Origin of the sequence: Streptomyces sp. AC550_RSS872 (assembly GCF_019049285.1) — a bacterium.
Taxonomy (GTDB): domain Bacteria; phylum Actinomycetota; class Actinomycetes; order Streptomycetales; family Streptomycetaceae; genus Streptomyces.
Window position 1 is genome coordinate 41058 of record NZ_JAGMUL010000063.1, and the last position, 17096, is coordinate 58153.

At 70.3% G+C, this 17096-nt stretch carries 16 protein-coding genes and 1 pseudogene; 5 read left to right on the plus strand and 12 right to left on the minus strand.

The window, feature by feature from the left end:
- Positions 1-13: 13 nt before the first annotated feature.
- The gene (gene npdG, locus KUM44_RS26320) at positions 14-739 is read left to right on the plus strand and encodes an NADPH-dependent F420 reductase (protein WP_217211685.1); all 726 of its coding nucleotides are present in this window, start codon (positions 14-16) and stop codon (positions 737-739) included.
- Positions 740-792: 53 nt separating this feature from the next.
- Entirely contained in the window at positions 793-978 is a 186-nt protein-coding gene (locus KUM44_RS26325; RefSeq protein WP_217211686.1) for a hypothetical protein, read from the plus strand.
- 6 nt (positions 979-984) lie between these two features.
- On the opposite strand, the gene KUM44_RS26330 is transcribed toward KUM44_RS26325, so the two are convergent.
- Positions 985-1785: a site-2 protease family protein gene (locus KUM44_RS26330; protein ID WP_217211687.1), complete on the minus strand. Its 801-nt coding sequence runs from the start codon at positions 1783-1785 to the stop codon at positions 985-987.
- Between the two features lie 133 nt (positions 1786-1918).
- On the opposite strand from KUM44_RS26330, the gene KUM44_RS26335 reads away from it, so the two are divergent.
- The gene (locus KUM44_RS26335) at positions 1919-2605 is read left to right on the plus strand and encodes a DUF6578 domain-containing protein (protein WP_217211688.1); all 687 of its coding nucleotides are present in this window, start codon (positions 1919-1921) and stop codon (positions 2603-2605) included.
- Between the two features lie 8 nt (positions 2606-2613).
- Here KUM44_RS26335 and KUM44_RS45695 read toward each other — a convergent pair.
- The 6 genes and pseudogenes from KUM44_RS45695 to KUM44_RS26360 form a co-directional block, all read right to left on the minus strand.
- A pseudogene (locus tag KUM44_RS45695) lies at positions 2614-2873 on the minus strand (IS481 family transposase); the annotation flags it as partial.
- Between the two features lie 296 nt (positions 2874-3169).
- Positions 3170-3556, minus strand: a complete 387-nt coding sequence (locus KUM44_RS26340) for a hypothetical protein (RefSeq protein ID WP_217211689.1) — start codon at positions 3554-3556, stop codon at positions 3170-3172.
- Positions 3557-4347: 791 nt separating this feature from the next.
- Entirely contained in the window at positions 4348-5574 is a 1227-nt protein-coding gene (locus KUM44_RS26345) for an MFS transporter (protein ID WP_217211690.1), read from the minus strand.
- Between the two features lie 179 nt (positions 5575-5753).
- A complete protein-coding gene (locus tag KUM44_RS26350) occupies positions 5754-6815 on the minus strand; it encodes an endonuclease/exonuclease/phosphatase family protein (RefSeq protein ID WP_217211691.1) in 1062 nt (353 codons plus the stop codon).
- A 188-nt stretch (positions 6816-7003) separates the two neighbouring features.
- Entirely contained in the window at positions 7004-7633 is a 630-nt protein-coding gene (locus tag KUM44_RS26355; RefSeq protein ID WP_217211693.1) for a TetR/AcrR family transcriptional regulator, read from the minus strand.
- A gap of 111 nt (positions 7634-7744) precedes the next feature.
- Entirely contained in the window at positions 7745-9331 is a 1587-nt protein-coding gene (locus KUM44_RS26360) for an MFS transporter (protein ID WP_217211696.1), read from the minus strand.
- 196 nt (positions 9332-9527) lie between these two features.
- Here KUM44_RS26360 and panB point away from each other — a divergent pair, with 196 nt between their 5' ends.
- Positions 9528-10403 (plus strand): 3-methyl-2-oxobutanoate hydroxymethyltransferase, encoded by an 876-nt coding sequence (gene panB, locus KUM44_RS26365; RefSeq protein ID WP_217211698.1) that lies wholly within the window; start codon positions 9528-9530, stop codon positions 10401-10403.
- Between the two features lie 296 nt (positions 10404-10699).
- Here panB and KUM44_RS26370 read toward each other — a convergent pair whose 3' ends face one another.
- The 4 genes from KUM44_RS26370 to KUM44_RS26385 all read right to left on the minus strand — a co-directional run bounded on the left by KUM44_RS26370 (position 10700) and on the right by KUM44_RS26385 (position 15172).
- The gene (locus KUM44_RS26370) at positions 10700-11431 is read right to left on the minus strand and encodes an SDR family NAD(P)-dependent oxidoreductase (protein WP_217211700.1); all 732 of its coding nucleotides are present in this window, start codon (positions 11429-11431) and stop codon (positions 10700-10702) included.
- A gap of 377 nt (positions 11432-11808) precedes the next feature.
- On the minus strand, positions 11809-13749 hold the full coding sequence (locus KUM44_RS26375) for a protease pro-enzyme activation domain-containing protein (protein ID WP_217211702.1): 1941 nt from the start codon (positions 13747-13749) through the stop codon (positions 11809-11811).
- Between the two features lie 140 nt (positions 13750-13889).
- On the minus strand, positions 13890-14513 hold the full coding sequence (locus KUM44_RS26380; RefSeq protein ID WP_217211704.1) for a DUF305 domain-containing protein: 624 nt from the start codon (positions 14511-14513) through the stop codon (positions 13890-13892).
- Complete coding sequence (locus KUM44_RS26385; RefSeq protein WP_217211705.1) at positions 14510-15172, minus strand: DUF3105 domain-containing protein; 663 nt, start codon at positions 15170-15172, stop codon at positions 14510-14512. The genes KUM44_RS26380 and KUM44_RS26385 overlap by 4 nt, the downstream gene beginning before the upstream one ends.
- A gap of 165 nt (positions 15173-15337) precedes the next feature.
- On the opposite strand from KUM44_RS26385, the gene KUM44_RS26390 reads away from it, so the two are divergent.
- Complete coding sequence (locus KUM44_RS26390) at positions 15338-15772, plus strand: Rrf2 family transcriptional regulator (RefSeq protein ID WP_217211707.1); 435 nt, start codon at positions 15338-15340, stop codon at positions 15770-15772.
- A gap of 18 nt (positions 15773-15790) precedes the next feature.
- Here the strand turns inward: KUM44_RS26390 and KUM44_RS26395 are convergent, their stop codons facing one another.
- The gene (locus KUM44_RS26395) at positions 15791-16990 is read right to left on the minus strand and encodes a globin domain-containing protein (protein WP_217211709.1); all 1200 of its coding nucleotides are present in this window, start codon (positions 16988-16990) and stop codon (positions 15791-15793) included.
- Between the last annotated feature and the right edge of the window lie 106 nt (positions 16991-17096).

Here is a 17096-nt window from a genome sequence, read left to right on the forward strand (position 1 = left end):
GTAAAGTCGGCCCATGACCTCTACCGACAGTGCACAGCAGTCCGCCGGGGCCCCCGCGAAGGCCCCGGCCAAGGACCCCTGGGACCTCCCCGACGTCTCCGGGCTGGTCGTCGGCGTGCTCGGCGGGACCGGGCCGCAGGGCAAGGGCCTCGCCTACCGGCTCGCCAAGGCCGGACAGAAGGTGATCATCGGTTCGCGGGCGGCCGACCGCGCCCAGGCCGCCGCCGACGAGCTCGGGCACGGCGTCGAGGGCGCCGACAACGCCGAGTGCGCGCGCCGCAGCGACATCGTGATCGTCGCCGTGCCGTGGGAGGGCCACGGCAAGACGCTGGAGTCCCTGCGCGAGGAGCTGGCCGGCAAGCTGGTCGTCGACTGCGTCAACCCGCTCGGCTTCGACAAGAAGGGCGCCTACGCGCTCAAGCCGGAGGAGGGCAGCGCCGCCGAGCAGGCCGCCGCCCTGCTGCCGGACTCGCGGGTCACGGCGGCCTTCCACCATCTGTCGGCGGTGCTGTTGCGGGACCCGGAGATCGACGAGATCGACACCGATGTGATGGTGCTCGGGGAGGTGCGGGCGGACGTGGAGATCGTCCAGGCCCTGGCCGGACGTATCCCCGGCATGCGCGGCATCTTCTCGGGACGGCTGCGCAACGCCCACCAGGTGGAGTCGCTGGTGGCGAACCTGATCTCGGTGAACCGGCGCTACAAGGCGCACGCGGGGCTGCGCGTCACGGACGTGTGAGGGATGGGGGACACTGGTCGCCGTAGCAGTGTCCCCCGAAGGAGCCGACCGAAATGCCCCGCCTCGCCATCTACGCCCTGATCGTCTGTCTTCTCTCCGTGGCCGCGGCGGTCGTGTCCTTCGCGCAGGGCAGCTTTCTGGGGGTCATCTGGGTGCTGCTGGCCGGGCTGTCGTCGAACATGACCTGGTACTACGTCAAGCGAGGCCGGGACGCCCGGAACGGTTCCGCGACCGGTTGACCGAGGTCACCCGCTCATCGAGCAGAGCTCGTTCGAGTCCCGCCAGAAGCGGAACAGGTCGTAACCGCAGTACGTCTCGAAGTCGCTGATGCCCAGGCCGCGCAGCACGGCGTCGATCATGTCGAAGAACACGCCGTTGATCTCCGGCACCCACAGCAGCGCGAACACGAACAGCAGGCCGAACGGGGCGAAGGGCTCCACCTGGCGCTTGATCTTCTGCGACAGCCAGGGCTCGAGCACGCCGTAGCCGTCCAGGCCCGGGACCGGCAGGAAGTTCAGGATCGCCGCCGTGACCTGGAGCAGCGCGAGGAAGGCAAGCGCGAACCGGAAGTGCAGGGGGACGCCGTCCAGCGCGTCCAGCCAGAACGGGGCGGTGCATACGACGGCGAAGAGCACGTTGGTCAGCGGACCGGCCGCCGAGATCAGACTGTGCCGCCAGCGCCCCCGGATCCGCCCGTGCTCGATGAAGACGGCACCGCCCGGCAGACCGATGCCGCCCATGATCACGAAGATGACAGGGAGCACGATGCTGAGCAGCGCGTGCGTGTACTTCAGCGGATTGAGGGTGAGATAGCCCTTCGCGCCGACCGAGATGTCGCCGCTGTGCAGGGCGGTACGCGCGTGTGCGTACTCGTGCAGACACAGGGACACGATCCAGGCGGCGGTCACGAACAGGAACACGGCCAGGCCGGCCTGCTCGGCGAACCCGGTCCAGGTCGCCCAGCCCGTCACCGCCGTGACGGCCAGGATGCCCACGAAGACGGGGCTGATCCGCCGGTCGCTGCGGCGGGTGAGAGCGGTGGTCATGAGGGCGGGCTCCTGAGGGACGGTGACGGGACGGAACGGGACGGGAGAACGGGGCGGCAGACCTGCCCGACCGTACCGGGCGTAAGGGGAAAACGTCTCGCGGTGGGTCAGTGGTTCCGGAGAGGGTGGGGGCATGGGGCTTTGGCATGTGTTCTACGAGGACTGGCAGATGGAGTGCTGCGGTACGCCGTTCCGGCTGGGAGACGAGGTGAGCTGGCCGCTGCTGCTCAGTGACGCCGCCGGGGTCCTGGGCGGCGGCTGGCACGACCAGCTCACCAGGATCGCCGGTCCGGTGGCGGACGTACCGGGCAAGGCGGGCGCGACCCGTGTGGTGCGCGGGGAGACGGGGCTCACGGTCGCGTTGCAGGAGGACCCGGTCGGCGTCGTCCCGGCTGAGGACCTGGGCGAGGTGACTCCCGGCGACCGGATTCACGCGGTCGGCCTGCTCACGGCCGAGTCCCACACCGGCGCCGACCTGCCCGCCATCCAGGGCCGGGTGCGCGCGATCCAGGTCGTCACGCAGGGCTTCGCCGAGACGGCGCCGGGTTCGGGCACCCGGGAGCCGGTCGCCGGGGAGCGGTCGCTGAGGTCGGTACGGGAGTGCCCCAAATGGTTCGCGGATGCCGACGCCGGCGTCCTCGTGACGCTGGAGGTGCCGGACACGGACTCCTGGCTGTCGTACGCCCTCCGGGAGAACCGCGGCATCCCCCACGAGGGCGCGGCACCGGGCGCCGAGACCGAGGGCCTGCCGCCCGAGACCCTGGCGGCGGTGTTGGAGATCCTCAGCAGGACACCGGCGGAAGGGCCGGAACGCTCCTAGGTGTACCAGTGGTCGTCCAGGGCGGTGTGCAGGTGGAGGTAGCCGTGGCCGGTGCGGGCCGGTTTCTTGCCGTCGCCGCCGGACCCAGGACCTTGTGGCCGCCGCCGTCGGGGATGCGGCCGAGTTTCCTGACCTCCACGTGGATGAGTCGGCCGGGCCGGGACCGTTCGTTGCGGCGCACGGGTTAGCCGGTGGCGCGGTCCACGGCGGCCAGGACCGGCATTCCGTGGCGCTTGAGAAAGCGCTGTGCGGTGGAGGCGGCCACGCCAGGAGGCCCAGTTCGTGAACTGTCGCCCCTCCGCCGGCATCGGCTGCGCGCCACAACGCCGAAGCCCTGCTCCAGGTCCGTCATGTCCGACGGATACCGTCGCATCCGAATCCGGATGTTCGGCCGCGTGCACATACGGCAACAGGGCCTCCCGGCACTGCTCGAAAAGGGATCGCAATCCCCGAGCTACCGAGAGGCCCTGCCTTCATGCGTATACCACCGAGAAATCACCCGGCCAGGAATCCTGTTCGACCCGGACGTCCATGACCGGCTGAGATACGGCTCCTAATAGGCGTTTAGTTGAACACCCAAAATCCGCCCTTGGTGCTGTGCTGGGCGATTTGATTGCCCCTCTTGTTGTAGGCAGTTGTGACGGTGTACCAGACTCCGGTGATACCCGATGTGCTGACCGGAATCGAGCCGACTGCGCCGACTGACGTGATGTTTACGCACTTCGTGGCCTTCGGGCCCGTCGGCCGCGGAATCGGCGGCGTGAAGAAGAGCTGGGCGCAAACCTTTCCGGCACCGTCGAGGTTGTAGAGGCCGACTCCCTGCACCTTCGATCCCGACTTGGTCGGTATGTGTCCGTCGACCTTCGTAGCTGCGGTCGCCGAAGTGGCGGTAACCGCAACGAGAGCAACGGATCCGATCGTTGCTGCCGCGAGCGTGCTCAGGCGCTTCATCTGTTCCCCTGTGATTGAGCGTCGCGATCCGGTCGTGATCGCATATGAATTATTGTGGGCGCGGCCAAGGGAGGTCAATGCGTTCAACCTCAAGTTTTCCTCAGGGAGTTGGGAGCCGTCGCGTGCGAAGGTGTCGCCATGGTGAACCCGTGGATTTCCGCAGTTCACGTGCGAGCCGCGAGCCGTTTGAGCACTTCGAAAGAAGTAACTGGTTGGACTCGACGGTCTCGTTCTGAGCCGATGGTTGGCAGCTGCCCGTTGGTGGGAAGTCGGGAAGGACAGGAATCCGAGTCCGAGTTGCGAGTGTCCATGGCGGCCGACGGCCGGCGGCTCTGCGCAGCCTTTTCCGTGGACAGGGCCACCGTCACAACAACCGCCCGGGTTCTTGTCGATTCGCGTGTCAGCCCCCACGACAACCACCGACAAACCACCGACAGCTCACCGACACGACCGACAGCACACCTAGGGCGTGTCCGACGGGTCCAGGCGTCGGGCACGCCGTGCACGCCCGAAACGAGAGAGCCCCGGCGCAGGCCGGGGCTCTCTCGTCTCACGGGACCGTTCGTGAGGCACCGGCCTCATTGTGGTTGCACCACGGCCCGTCGCATCTGTAATGACGATCAAGCACCCTGATAGCTCCCGCCTCTCGACCCATCGGACAGGCCCCAGGGGGCGCGGCGCTGTGTCGATATGCGGCTCCGCCGCGGGGCGCGACCAGCCATAACGGAGCAGCAGCCGACACACCACAGGCCGCGGCACATCCATGGTCGAGCGGCCCTTCCCGGAAGGGCTCAGTACCGAACAGCCTCGGCCCGCTCCGGAACATGCCCCGCAACTACTCGCTCCCGCGCCCTCAGCGGAGCGCCCCGCCGCCGGTCCACCGCGTACGCGACGGACGCGACCCCGAGTCCAAGCACGGCCAGCGCGGCCCCCACCAGCGCCGGAGACGTCACGCCGAAGCCGGCCGCGAGGGCGAGGCCGCCGATCCAGGCGCCGCCCGCGTTCGCGAGGTTGAAGGCGGCCTGGTTGGCGGAGGAGGCGAGGGAAGGGGCCGACGACGCCTTCTCCATCACCATCAGGTTGAGCGGCGAGCCGGTCACGAACGCCGCCATGCCGAGCAGCGTCACCGCCAGGGCCGCGCTCCACGCCGTGGACATCAGGAGCGGGAACAGGGCCAGGACCGCGGCCAGCGACAGCAGCCCCCCGAACAGCGTCCTGCGCATCGAGTGGTCCGCCAGGCGTCCGCCGAGCAGGTTGCCGACGGTCGCGCCCACCCCGAACAGGGCCAGCAGCAGCGTCACACTGGTATCGGCGTACCCGGCGGCGTCGGTCAGCATCGGCGTGATGTAGCTGTACGCGGCGAAGAGCGCGCCGAAGCCCGCGACCGTCGTGCCGAGCGCCAGCCAGACCGGCAGGGAGCGCAGGGCGGCCAGCTCGCCGCGCAGGCCGGCCGGCGGCGCGGCCGCGTGTGCCTCGCCGCGCGGGATGAGCAGGGCCAGCGCCGCCATCGCGGCCAGGCCGATCGTGCTCACGCCGAGGAAGGTCGCCCGCCAGCCCAGGTGCTGCCCCATCAGCGTGGCCACCGGGACGCCCGCGACGTTGGCCATCGTCAGGCCCAGGAACATCAGCGAAACGGAGCGGGCCTTGCGCTCCGGCGCGACCATGCTCGTCGCCACGACCGCGCCGACGCCGAAGAAGGCACCGTGCGGCAGACCGCTCAGGAAGCGGGCGGCCACCAGCCAGTCGTAGGCCGGGGCGAAGGCCGACAGAGCGTTGCCCGCGACGAACAGGGCCATGAGGCCGATCAGGACCGTGCGGCGCGGCATGCGTGCCGTGACCGCCGCCAGCAGTGGGGCGCCGATGACGACACCGAGGGCGTACGCCGAGACCAGGTGCCCGGCGGTGGGGATCGAGATGTCCAGGTCGTCCGCGACTTCGGGCAGGAGGCCCATCATCACGAACTCGGTCGTACCTATGCCGAAGGCGCCGACGGCCAGGGCGAGCAGGGCCAGGGGCATGAAAGAGCCTGTGCCTTTCAGGGGGTGGAGAGCGTGGTTCCGTACCTTGTATGTTCAGTTACGGAACAAAGCCTCTCAGGCCCAGTATTCCGGCAGCCGACGATCAGGTGACCGAGACCCGTCCGCGCGCGGTCGGCCCGTCGTCGACCGCGGGCTGACCAGGGGTTTTCAAGAGCGCGTCAGGACGCGGATGTGTCGACCTTCACACGCGCCGCCACCGGCAGATGGTCGCTCCCGGTCTCCGGCAGCGTCCACGAGCTCATCGGCTCGACGCCCCTCACCATGATCTGGTCGATCCGCGCCATCGGGAACGACGCCGGCCAGCTGAACCCCATCCCGCTGCCCGAGGCGCCCTGCGTCGAGCGCATCTGGGCGGTGACGGCGCGCAGCGCGCGGTCGTTCATCGTGCCGTTCAGGTCGCCGAGCAGAACGACCTTCTGCACCGGCTCGTCGGCGATGGCCTCCCCCAGCGCGTTGGCGCTCTTGTCCCGCTGCCGGGCGGTGAACCCGGCCTCCACCTTCACCCGCACCGACGGCAGATGGGCGACGTACACCGCGACCTGTCCGGCCGGCGTGGCCACCGCGGCCCGCATCGCGCGGGTCCAGCCCAGCTGGATGTCGACCGGCTTGACGCCGCTCAGCGGGTACTTGCTCCACAGCCCGACGGTGCCCTGCACCGTGTGGTACTTGTACGTCGCCGCCAGTGCCTTCTCGTACGTCGGGACCGCCGTCGTCGTCAGCTCCTCCAGGGCCACGACGTCCGCGCCGGACGCGGCCACGTCCCGGGCGGTGCCGGCCGGATCGGCGTTGTCCGCGTTGACGTTGTGCGTGGCCACCGTCAGGTCGCCGCCCGGGCCGGTCTTGTCCGTGAGCTGGCCGCCGAACAGGTTCAGCCAGACGATCGCCGGGAGCAGCACGGCGATCAGCGCGGTCGCGGACTTGCGCACCAGGGCCAGCAGAAGCAGCACCGGGATGCACAGGCCCAGCCAGGGCAGGAAGGTCTCGGTCAGGCTGCCGAGGTTGCCGATCGCGTTCGGGATCCTCGCGTGCAGCCCCATCACCAGGGCGAGGATCACCGCGAGGGCGGCCAGCACGATCCCGCGACGCCAGATACGAGGATCGCCGCGCCGGCCCGCCGCCCGGCCCTTCAGGCGGTCCGTCAGGCGCCGAAGCCCAGATTCCCGGCGCTCGGGCCCCGAGCCGCCGTTGTCCGTCTCCGTCACGTACGCCTGCTGCGCCATACCGTCGCCTCACTACCTGCCGTGCACACCGTCGTCCCCCCGCGCCCACAGAAACCCTAGGGGATGATCGGCTCCGTTCATGCCGTACTCATGACGGCCGTACGGGGGCGAGGACGTACAAGTCGCCTTCGGGAGTTCCGGTTGCGACGGGGGAAAGCGCGCTCTGTGACGAAACGCGCACACGCGAGCTACGGGGTGGGCGAACTGACGGGCCGTAGACCTTCGAGCAGGGCGTCGACCATCTGCTCCGCGAGCCCTTCCGGAAGGTCGGCGTCCGGCCGCATGACGGCACGCACCAGCATCGGGCCGAAGATCATGTCGTTCATCACGTCGACATCGAGGTCCGTGCGCAGCTCGCCGTTGGCCTGTCCGCGGCGCAGGATCGCGTGCTGCTTGCGGCGGCGCGGCTCGACGACGATCGCGTGGTAGGCGTCCCAGATCTTCGGTGCGCTCTTCATCTGCGCGATGACGTTGTGCAGGAGCACCGACGAACGGGTCATCAGACCACGCTGACGCAACTGCTCCAGCAGCGCCACGAGGTCGTCACGCACGGAGGTGCCGGGCAGTTCGGGGTCAGGGGGCTCGGCGGCGCGCACGACGTCGACGAAGAGCTCCTCCTTGCCGCTCCAGCGACGGTAGATGGTGGCCTTGCCGACGCCCGCGGTCCGGGCGATGCGCTCGATGGAGAGCTCCGCGAGCGGCACGCCGTCCTCCAGCAGCTTCAGGATGCCCTCCATGATGGCCCGTTCCACGGCCTCGCTGCGGGGGCGCCCCCTGACCGGGCCGTCGTGCCGGGGGTGGCTGTCGGCGAGGCTCACTTGGTTCGGTCCTTTCCCTGGGCTGTGCTGATTCTCCCCCCGGTTCTCCCCTTGGTCCTCCCCCCGTTACGACGAGCCGGGCACGCGGCGCCGGCCGGCGGCCTTGCGCTCCTACTCGGTGGACACCAACTCCTGCTTGTCCTCGGCCTCCTGAGAGGCCGTCGGCCGTCCCGGCAGGAACAGCGCCACGACCACCGCGCCGAGCACCGCGACGCCCGCGCCCCACAGGGCCGTGACGTGCATGGAGTGCAGGAAGGCGGCGTGGGCCGCGCCGACGAGGGACTCGCCCTTCGGGCCGAGCCGGTCCGCGAAGCCGAGCGTGGCCTCGATGGACTCGCCCGCGGTGTGCCGTACGCCCTCCGGCAGCACCGTGAGCCGGTCCTCGATGCCGCTGCGGTACGCCGTCGACATGACGGAGCCGAGGACGGCGATGCCGAGCGCGCCGCCGACCTGGCGGAAGGTGTTGCTGAGGGCGGAGGCGGAACCGGCCTTCTCGCGGGGCAGCGCCTGCATGATGACGACGCTGACCGGGGTCATGATGTGCGCCATCGCGGCGCCCATCAGGAAGAAGACGACCTCCAGGAGCCAGATCGGCGTGTCCGCCTCGAACGTGGCGAACGCGGCCAGGGTGAGCGCGATCAGCAGCATGGCGCCGGTGGTCGTGGCCCGGTTGCCGAACCGGTCGACGACGAGCCGGGCACGCGGCGCGAAGATCATCTGCGCGGCGGCGAGCGGCAGCATCAGCAGACCGGTCTCCAGCGGCGAGTAGCCGCGCACGCTCTGGGTGTAGAAGACCGAGAAGAAGGTCACGCCCATCAGGGCGAAGAAGACCAGCGCGATGACGCCGATCGCGGCCGAGAAGACCTTGTTGCGGAAGTACGTGACGTCGATGGACGGATGGTCGCTGCGCTTCTCGAACACGACGAAGGCGGCGAGGACGGCGAGCCCGGCGGCGATGGTCGCCAGCACCGTCACGTCCGTGAAGTCGGCGAGCCGGCCGCCCTTGATGATGCCGTAGACGAGAAGGACGAGCCCGACGACGGACAGCACGACGCCGATGGGGTCGATGCGGCCGGGGTGGGGGTCCCGTGAGTCCGGGACCAGCCACAGCATCAGCGCGAGCGCGAGCAGCACGATCGGCACGTTGATGAGGAACACCGAGCCCCACCAGAAGTGGTCGAGCAGCACACCGCCGGTGATCGGGCCGATGGCGATGGCGAGCCCGACGCCACCGGCCCAGATGCCGATGGCCTTGGGCTGCTCGTCGCGCTCGAAGACGTTCATGAGGACGGCGAGGGTGGCCGGCATGACGAAGGCGGCGCCGAGGCCCATCACCGCGCGGAAGGCGATCAGCTCGCCGGGTGAGCCGGAGAACGCGGCGAGGGCGGAGCCGATGCCGAAGACCGCGAGACCGCCCAGCAGGACCTTCTTCCTGCCGAGCCGGTCGCCGAGGATGCCCGCGCTGAACAGCAGGCCGGCGAAGACCAGGGTGTAGGCGTTGATCGCCCACTCCAGCTCGCTCTGGGTGGCGCCCAGGCCGGTCGGGGCCGGGGTCGAGATGGTCTTGATGGCGACGTTGAGGATGGAGTTGTCGAGGACGACGATCAGCAGGCTCAGCATCAGCACGCCGAGGATCGCCCAGCGGCGCCGGTGCACGGCTTCCGGTATGCGGGGGGCTGTGGCGGCGGGAGAAGTCATGCTGACGAAGGTACCCGCTTTACGATACGGAACCGTCTCGTATCTTAATTTCTTACCGAGAACTTACACGCGGCGGAAGGGGTCGGGGGGAACTCACACGGGGTGGCCTAGCCCTCCCTGGCACGAAGTGCCACCATGGAGGGGAGTCCGGGGACGCCGTCAGGGCGCCTCGAGATGACGTGAAGGAGCCGTTGCAATGACGCAGCTTTCGGCTGCCCAGACGCCTCAGGCGAAGACCTCCGACAGCAGCAAGGCGCTGTACGGGGGGAAGGGCACCCGCCGCATCACTGTTCGGGACATCGCCCTCGCCAAGGAGCGGGGCGAGAAGTGGCCCATGCTCACCGCCTACGACGCGATGACCGCGTCCGTCTTCGACGAGGCCGGCATCCCGGTCATGCTCGTCGGCGACTCCGCGGGCAACTGTCACCTCGGGTACGAGACCACCGTGCCCGTCACGCTCGACGAGATGACCATGCTGTCGGCCGCCGTCGTACGGGGCACCTCACGCGCCCTGATCGTCGGCGACCTGCCCTTCGGTTCGTACCAGGAGGGCCCGGTGCAGGCGCTGCGCTCGGCGACCCGGCTGGTCAAGGAGGCGGGCGTCGGCGCGGTCAAGCTGGAGGGCGGCGAGCGCTCGCACGACCAGATCCGCCTGCTGGTCGAGTCCGGCATCCCGGTCATGGCCCACATCGGCCTGACCCCGCAGTCCGTCAACGCCATGGGCTACCGCGTCCAGGGCCGCGGCGAGGAGGCGGCCCAGCAGCTGCTGCGCGACGCGAAGGCGGTCCAGGACGCGGGCGCGTTCGCGGTCGTACTGGAACTGGTACCGGCGGAGCTCGCGGCCGAGGTCACCCGCGTCCTGCACATCCCGACGGTCGGCATCGGCGCCGGTCCGCAGACGGACGCGCAGGTCCTGGTCTGGACGGACATGCTGGGCCTGACCGGCGGCCGCGTCCCCAAGTTCGTAAAGCAGTACGCCAACCTCCGCGAGGTCATGGGCAACGCGGCGAAGGCGTTCGCGGAAGACGTGGTCGGCGGAACGTTCCCGCTGGAGGAGCACTCCGTCCACTGAGCCATACCGGGCCCACAGAGCCACTGCGGCACCACCGCGACAGCCCGCCGATCTTCCCCCGTCGGCGGGCTGTCGCCTTCGCGCCAAACCGGCGCCGCTCTCGCGCAGCTGGTTGCTCCCCGTCGTGGTTCCTCAATTGATGGTTGCTCCGGGGGCGCGGCCCAGGGGGTGTTCTGAAAGTCCCGCACGGCACCCAAGGCCCCGCACGCACCCTCGCCGCACCGGCCAAAGGCCCAAGTAGCAGCCGCTTTTGCCGCGGCGGGCGCGGGCACCGCACGGGACTTTCAAAACAGCCCCTAGTCGACCACGAGGCCGGCGGTGAGGTTGAGCTCCGAGGCTGTCATCGTTCGGGCCCAGTCGGATGCGGCGAAGACCGCGGCGTTGGCGACATCGTCGTAGAGCGGGCGCCTGGTCAGCAGCGCTCCTTCAGCGGCCCGGTTCTCCTCGCCCGGCGCGGGAGAGCCGGGCGAGAGCAGCCAGGCGACGCGCACGCCGTGCGGGCCGAGCTCCGATGCGAGCTGCCGGCAGGCACCGGCAAGGGCGGACCAGGCGATGTGTGAACCGCCCAGGTCGGGGATGGCCTCGCGTCCGCCGCCCATGACCAGAATGACGCCGCTGCCTTTTCGGACCATGTGCCGCGCCGCTGCGGTAGCGGTGGTGAGGGTGGTCGTCACCGCCTTCGTGACGGGGCGGAGCACATCCGCCACGGCCATGTCGAGGAGCGGGATCCCCTGGATGTCGTCGTTGGACGTGGCGTTGAAGCAGATATCGATTCCGCGGCCCGGACTGCCCTGTGCGGCCACGGCGTCGGCATGGCGGGCAACGGCGTCGCGGTCCGTCGCGTCCAGCTCGGCGACATGCGCGGCTCCACCGTCGTCCCGGATACGCCGCGCGACCTCTTCGAGCGGCGGAACCGTCCTTCCGGTGAGATGGACGACGGCGCCCTCACGCGCGAAGCCGCGGGCGACCGCCGCCCCCACCGCTCCAGAACCGCCATGGACGATCGCCGTCCTGTCAGTCAGCAACATGACTCTCTCCTCGTGACGGAGGCAGCTGCCCGTGCGGACCCGAGCGAGGAGGAAAACTCATCGCACGTCGCCGGCGTCTTCCTCCGCCCCGCCCGTCGATCCGAACGAAACGCCCCGGGCCTTCTCATCGTCCGCCGCGGGAGCGAGCCTGCGCACCTGGGCGACAGCAGGGCCGCGCAGATGGCCGTGACGCTCATGGCGGCGCACCCCGCCGGAGCCGCCCGGGTGCCGACGAGGCCGGCGACGGGTCCGGCCACGAGCAGTCCGAGCGGGGCGAAGGCCGGCGAGCCGAACCAGTCACGTCGGGCCGCGCCACGACAGGGCGACGCGGGCCCGGCCTGTGCCGGCGCCGCGCCGCCCTTGACGTACCCGGCAGGTCAGCGGCGATACGACTCCACGTATCCGCCCGCCGGCGTCCCGACCCCGGTCACGTCGTCGTACCCCTTCACGGCGCTCAGCGAGCTGTCCTTGCCGACGCTGCGTACGGACGTGGCCAGGCCGCCCTTCGCGTCGTACCCGTTGACGAAGTCGACACGCGCCACCGCGAGCCCCGCCCCCGTCGGGTTGTCGGTGACGTCGTGGTACGCCTTCGACCCGTACCGCGCGTAGATCGACGGGTTGGCGAAACCGATCGGCTTCCCGCCGCTGGCCTCCTGCGCGAGGGCCTGGACGGCCGCGATGACCGGCGCCGCCAGCGAGGTGCCGCCGAGCCGGTACTCGTCGTACGCCTGCGTCCTTCCGTCCGGCATGGTCTGTGTCTGGCCCACCAGGAACCCGGTGTTCGGGTCGGCGATGGCCGCGATGTCCGGGACGACACGGTTGCCGTCCGCGTTGTTGGCCGTGGCCAGCGCGTCCGGCACGACGCCCTGCTGCCAGTCCGGCTCGGCGACGGTCCTGCTGGTGCCGCCGCCCGCGCCCGAGTTGAAGGCGCCGGGGAAGTCGGTCCAGCTCTTGCCGTCGGCCGACAGGACCGCCTTCTCGGTGCCCCAGCCGGTCTCCCACAGGTACGTGTCGCCCTTGCCGACCGCCAGCGAGGTCCCGCCGACCGCCGTCACCCACGCCGAACTCGCCGGGATCTCGACCTGCTTGGTCCCGCTGCTCGCGACCTCGTCGCCGTCGTCGCCGGAGGAGTAGTAGAAGCCGATGCCCTCGACCGCGCCGAACTGGAAGACCTGGTCGTAGGCGGCCGCGAGGTCGGGCGTCTGGGCGGCCTCCACCTCGCCCCAGGAGTTGGAGACGATGTCGGCCAGGTGGTTGTCGACGATCTTGCCGAGCGAGTCGAGGAGGTCCTCGTCGTGGCAGGAGGCGGCGCCCACGTACGTGATCTGCGCGCCGGGCGCGACCGCGTGCACGGCCTCGACGTCGAGGGTCTCCTCGCCGTACCAGCCGGCCGCCGAGCACTCCTTGGTCCGCGTGTACTTCGCCGGCAGGACCTGACGCAACTGACCTCTGGTGTAGGCCGCGTCGCCGTGCCTCTTCGCGTAGGTGGCCGCGTCGTAGGCGATGGTCGGGGAGGCGTACGCGTCGGTGATGGCGATGCGCACGCCCTTGCCGGTGCGCTTGCCGGCGCCGTACGCGGCGCGCAGCTGCTTGCCGGTGTAGCCCTTCACGGCGTACGGGATCTTCGTGCCGTACGCGTCCGGCAGCGTGCTCGCCACGTTCGAGCCGTGGTACGTCGAGAAGGGCCCGGAGTTGCGGAACACCGTCGCAGGCGGCGGGAGCCGGTCCTTGTGGCTCGCCAGGTGCGGGGCGTTGTCGAGGCCGGTGACGGTCAGGACGGCGTCCTTCAGCGCGTCCGGCACCGAGGGAGGCGTCGTCGGCGCGCGGTAAGTCCTCGCACCCTTGGCGTAGTTGTGCAGCTGGGTGCCGAACGCCTTCTCCGCCGCTGCCACATCGCCGGAGACGGCGACATAGTGCTGCGTGACGCCCGTGACCTTCAGGCCGGAGGAGGTCAACCACCCTTTCACAGCTGCGACTTGGGCCTCGCTGGCGCCGAAGCGTGCCCGGGCCCGGTCGGCCGGCAGGTACTTGCCGAACGACGCCGAGCGCGGGTCCGACACGGACTTCGCGTACGCGGCGAGGCCGGCCGCGTCCCGGCCCGCGAGGTAGACGCGTGCGGACACCCGTGCGCCGTCCGGGGCCGCGCCCTCGTCCGCCCTGGCCGTGGCCCACGCGGGCTTGGTCCCGGCGAGCCGGTCACGCCCCGGGTTGTCCGCGGCGTGCGCCGCCGGTATGCCGAGCGCCAGCGCGCCGGTGAGCAGAGGCAGTGTCGCCGCCAGACTCACGGAGGTGCGCAGCGCGGCACGTCGAGATCTCATGGAACCCCCTGTGCGATTCGTGTGCGAGTGGATCACCCGACGGTGGCCACTCAATCGCCGAACCGTTCACGCGAGGGGAATGCCCGGACCAAGAAGGTCCCAACTAACCTAATGACAACGCCATTTCACAGCCGCACGCGCTACGACCCCGGCTTCTCGCCCCGCTTCTTCAGCAGGTCCGCCATCAGGTCGATCTCCGACTGCTGCGCGTCCACCATGCCCTGCGCGAGCCGCTTCTCCACCTCGACGTCGCACTTGTCGACACAGCCCTCGGCCATGTGGATGCCGCCCTTGTGATGGGCCGTCATCAACTGGAGGAAGAAGACCTCCGCCTGCTTGCCGCTAAGGCCCTGAAGCTTCTTCATCTCCGCGTCGGTCGCCATCCCCGGCATCAGCGAGCCGTCGCCGGCGGAGGGCATGCCGCCCATGCCCATCCAGGTCATCGGCGGCTGCGCCGACACCTTCGGCAGCCCCCACAGATCCAGCCAGCCCAGCAGCATGCCGCGCTGGTTGGCCTGCGTCTGCGCGATGTCGTACGCGAGCAGGCGCACCTCCTTGTCGTCCGTGCGGTCCCGCACGATGTACGACATCTCCACGGCCTGCTGATGGTGCACCGCCATGTCCCGCGCGAACCCGGCGTCCGCCGAGTCGGCGTCCGGCGTATCGCTCGAACCGCCGTCCTCGGCGACGGCGTAGGTGAGCGCGCCGACCGCGACGAGCACGGCCGCCGCGGTCCCGGCGATCCAGCCGACGTGCTTCCTCACTCCGACAGACCACCCGTGCACGCCGCGCCCGGCTCGGGCGTCTGCTTGCCCTGGACGTACGTCTCGAAGAACTTGGCCACGTTCGGGTCGTCCGCGCCCGTCACGGTGCGCTGGTGCCCCCACGCGGTGAGCATGATCGGGTCCTTCTGCTTCTCGTCCGGGCTCATCAGCGTGTACGGCGTCTGCTTCACCTTCGCCGTCAGCTTCTCGATGTCGCTCTTGGACGCCTTGGAGGTGTACGTCACCCAGACAGCGCCGTGCTCCAGCGAGTGCACGGCGTGCTCGTTCTTCAGCTCCTTGGTGTAGACGTCGCCGTTGCAGTTCATCCACACCTGGTTGTGGTCACCGCCGACCGGCGGCTCCGAGGGGTACTTCACGCTCTTGGCGACATGGGTGCGCCCGAGCTTCCCCTCCCAGGTCCGCACGCCGTCCTCGCCGGTGACGAACTTGCCGGTGGTCTTCGAGTCGACCGCCTCGGCGCCGTCGTCGGACTGCGACCGGATGAGCACGACACCGCCGACGACGAGACCGGCGACGACCACCGTGCTGGCCGCGATCGTGAGGATGCGGTTGCGACGCTCACGAGCACGCTCGGCACGCCGCATCTCTTCTATTCGCGCTTGCCGCGAAGTGTTGCTCTTGTTCTTGGCGGAGCCCATGAGGCGTTGTCCTTCTGGCGAATGGGACGGTCGGGTCCGCTGATCGTAAGGGGGAAGGTGGGACGTCTCGTAGGGCGGGCGCGGGAAAGGCCGGGGGAAAGGCCGGATCGTTCCGATCCGGCCAATATTTTGAATCGTGGATGCGCATTATCTACGCTGCGGAACATGCGGCTGTTGCGCTCCACCGACCTGGCACTGCGCCTTCTGATGCGGCTCGCCGTCCTGGGGGACGCCACCCCGACGACCCGCGAGGTCGCGGCGGACATGGAGGTGCCGTACACGCACGCCGCCAAGGTCGTCGCCGAGTTGCAGCACATGGGCCTGGTGGACGCCCGCCGGGGGCGCGGCGGCGGGCTCTCCCTCAGCGACCGGGGCCGTACCGCGTCGGTCGGCGCGATCGTGCGGGCCTTCGAGGGCGACGGCGACGTCGTCGAGTGCGAGGGCGACCACCCCTGTCCGCTGCACTCCGGCTGCCGGCTGCGCGGCGCGCTGCGGCGGGCCCAGGAGGCCTTCTACGCCTCGCTGGACCCGCTGACGGTGACCGACGTGACCGCGGACCCCACGGGGCCGCTGCTGCTGGAGATCGGCCGGACGCCCTGAGACCCGGCTCGCCTCGGCTCAGCCCGCCTGCGCCAGCCAGAGGTCGGGCCCGAACACCTCGTAGTGGATGTCGGCCGGCGCCACACCCTTGCCGATCAGCTGCGTCCGCACCGCCCGCATGAAGGGCAGCGGCCCGCACAGGTACGCGCGCGTGCCTGCGGGTACGGCGATGCCGGCCAGGTCGACCAGGCCGGTGCGGTGGGAGGCCTCGGCGTCGTCGGCGTCCGCCTCGTAGAAGAAGTGGACGGACGCGTCCGCCAGCTTCTCCGCGTACGCCTCGTGGTCGGGGCGCAGGGCGTGCTCTGCGGGGGAGCGGTCGCCGTGCACGACGAGCACCGGGCCTTCGTGCCCGGTGTCCACCAGGTGCCCCAGCATCGCGACGATCGGCGTCACGCCGATGCCGGCGGAGGCGAGGAGCAGCGGGGCGGCGGCGCCCGTGTCGCCGAGGGCGAGATCACCGGAGGGCGCCGACAGGCTCAGCCGGCCGCCGACGTCCACGCGCGCGTGGAGGTGGTTCGAGACCTCGCCGTCGGGAGCCGCGTCGCCCAGAACCCGCTTCACACTGATCTGGCGTACGGGAGAGCCGGGGGCGGCGGAGAGGCTGTACTGGCGTATCTGCCGGGCCCCGTCCGGCAGCTCGACCCGGACGGAGACGTACTGCCCGGCCCGGAAGTCCGGCGCCGGGCGGCCGTCGGCCGGACGCAGCCGGAAGGTGGCGACGTCGGCGGTCTCCTCGACACGCCCCACGACCTCCCACTCCCGCCAACCGCTCCCGCCGCGCTCCTCGTACAGCCGCTTCTCGATCGCGACCAGCGCGTTCGCCATCAGCCAGTAGACCTCGTCCCAGGCGGCCGCGACCTCGGGCGTGACGGCCTCGCCGAGCACCTCGGCGACGGCGGCGAAGAGGTGCTCGTGGACGAGCGCGTACTGCTCCGCCGTGACGCCCAGGGAGGCGTGCTTGTGGGCGATGCGGCCCAGCATCGCGTCGGGCCGCTCGTCGGGGTGGTCCACGAGGTACGTCGCGAACGCGGCGATCGACCCCGCGAGGGCCTGCCGCTGGGTGCCGGCCGCCTGGTTGCCGCGGTTGAAGAGGTCGCGCAACAGGTCGGGGCGGGCGGTGAACAACCCGGCGTAGAAGCGCTCGGTGATCTCGCCGATGGCCCCGCCGACGACGGGAAGGGTGGCACGCACGGTGGCGGCGGACTGCTCGGACAGCATCGGGTCTCCTCAGGCTCGATCGGGCCGATCCGGTGCCACCATTAAAACTTGCATCCAAGATGCAAATTAAAGCGGGGTGGGTCCTGTGGGGCCGGGCATTACGGAT

What these genes read in the sequence shown, in the direction of transcription:
- KUM44_RS26325 (WP_217211686.1), top strand. Translation starts at nt 793, where the DNA reads ATGCCCCGCCTCGCCATCTACGCCCTGATCGTCTGTCTTCTCTCCGTG.
- KUM44_RS26360 (WP_217211696.1), bottom strand. Translation starts at nt 9,331, where the DNA reads ATGACTTCTCCCGCCGCCACAGCCCCCCGCATACCGGAAGCCGTGCAC.
- KUM44_RS26350 (WP_217211691.1), bottom strand. Translation starts at nt 6,815, where the DNA reads ATGGCGCAGCAGGCGTACGTGACGGAGACGGACAACGGCGGCTCGGGG.
- KUM44_RS26390 (WP_217211707.1), top strand. Translation starts at nt 15,338, where the DNA reads ATGCGGCTGTTGCGCTCCACCGACCTGGCACTGCGCCTTCTGATGCGG.
- KUM44_RS26335 (WP_217211688.1), top strand. Translation starts at nt 1,919, where the DNA reads ATGGGGCTTTGGCATGTGTTCTACGAGGACTGGCAGATGGAGTGCTGC.
- KUM44_RS26370 (WP_217211700.1), bottom strand. Translation starts at nt 11,431, where the DNA reads ATGTTGCTGACTGACAGGACGGCGATCGTCCATGGCGGTTCTGGAGCG.
- KUM44_RS26345 (WP_217211690.1), bottom strand. Translation starts at nt 5,574, where the DNA reads ATGCCCCTGGCCCTGCTCGCCCTGGCCGTCGGCGCCTTCGGCATAGGT.
- KUM44_RS26330 (WP_217211687.1), bottom strand. Translation starts at nt 1,785, where the DNA reads ATGACCACCGCTCTCACCCGCCGCAGCGACCGGCGGATCAGCCCCGTC.
- KUM44_RS26375 (WP_217211702.1), bottom strand. Translation starts at nt 13,749, where the DNA reads ATGAGATCTCGACGTGCCGCGCTGCGCACCTCCGTGAGTCTGGCGGCG.
- KUM44_RS26385 (WP_217211705.1), bottom strand. Translation starts at nt 15,172, where the DNA reads ATGGGCTCCGCCAAGAACAAGAGCAACACTTCGCGGCAAGCGCGAATA.
- KUM44_RS26395 (WP_217211709.1), bottom strand. Translation starts at nt 16,990, where the DNA reads ATGCTGTCCGAGCAGTCCGCCGCCACCGTGCGTGCCACCCTTCCCGTC.
- KUM44_RS26340 (WP_217211689.1), bottom strand. Translation starts at nt 3,556, where the DNA reads ATGAAGCGCCTGAGCACGCTCGCGGCAGCAACGATCGGATCCGTTGCT.
- npdG (WP_217211685.1), top strand. Translation starts at nt 14, where the DNA reads ATGACCTCTACCGACAGTGCACAGCAGTCCGCCGGGGCCCCCGCGAAG.
- panB (WP_217211698.1), top strand. Translation starts at nt 9,528, where the DNA reads ATGACGCAGCTTTCGGCTGCCCAGACGCCTCAGGCGAAGACCTCCGAC.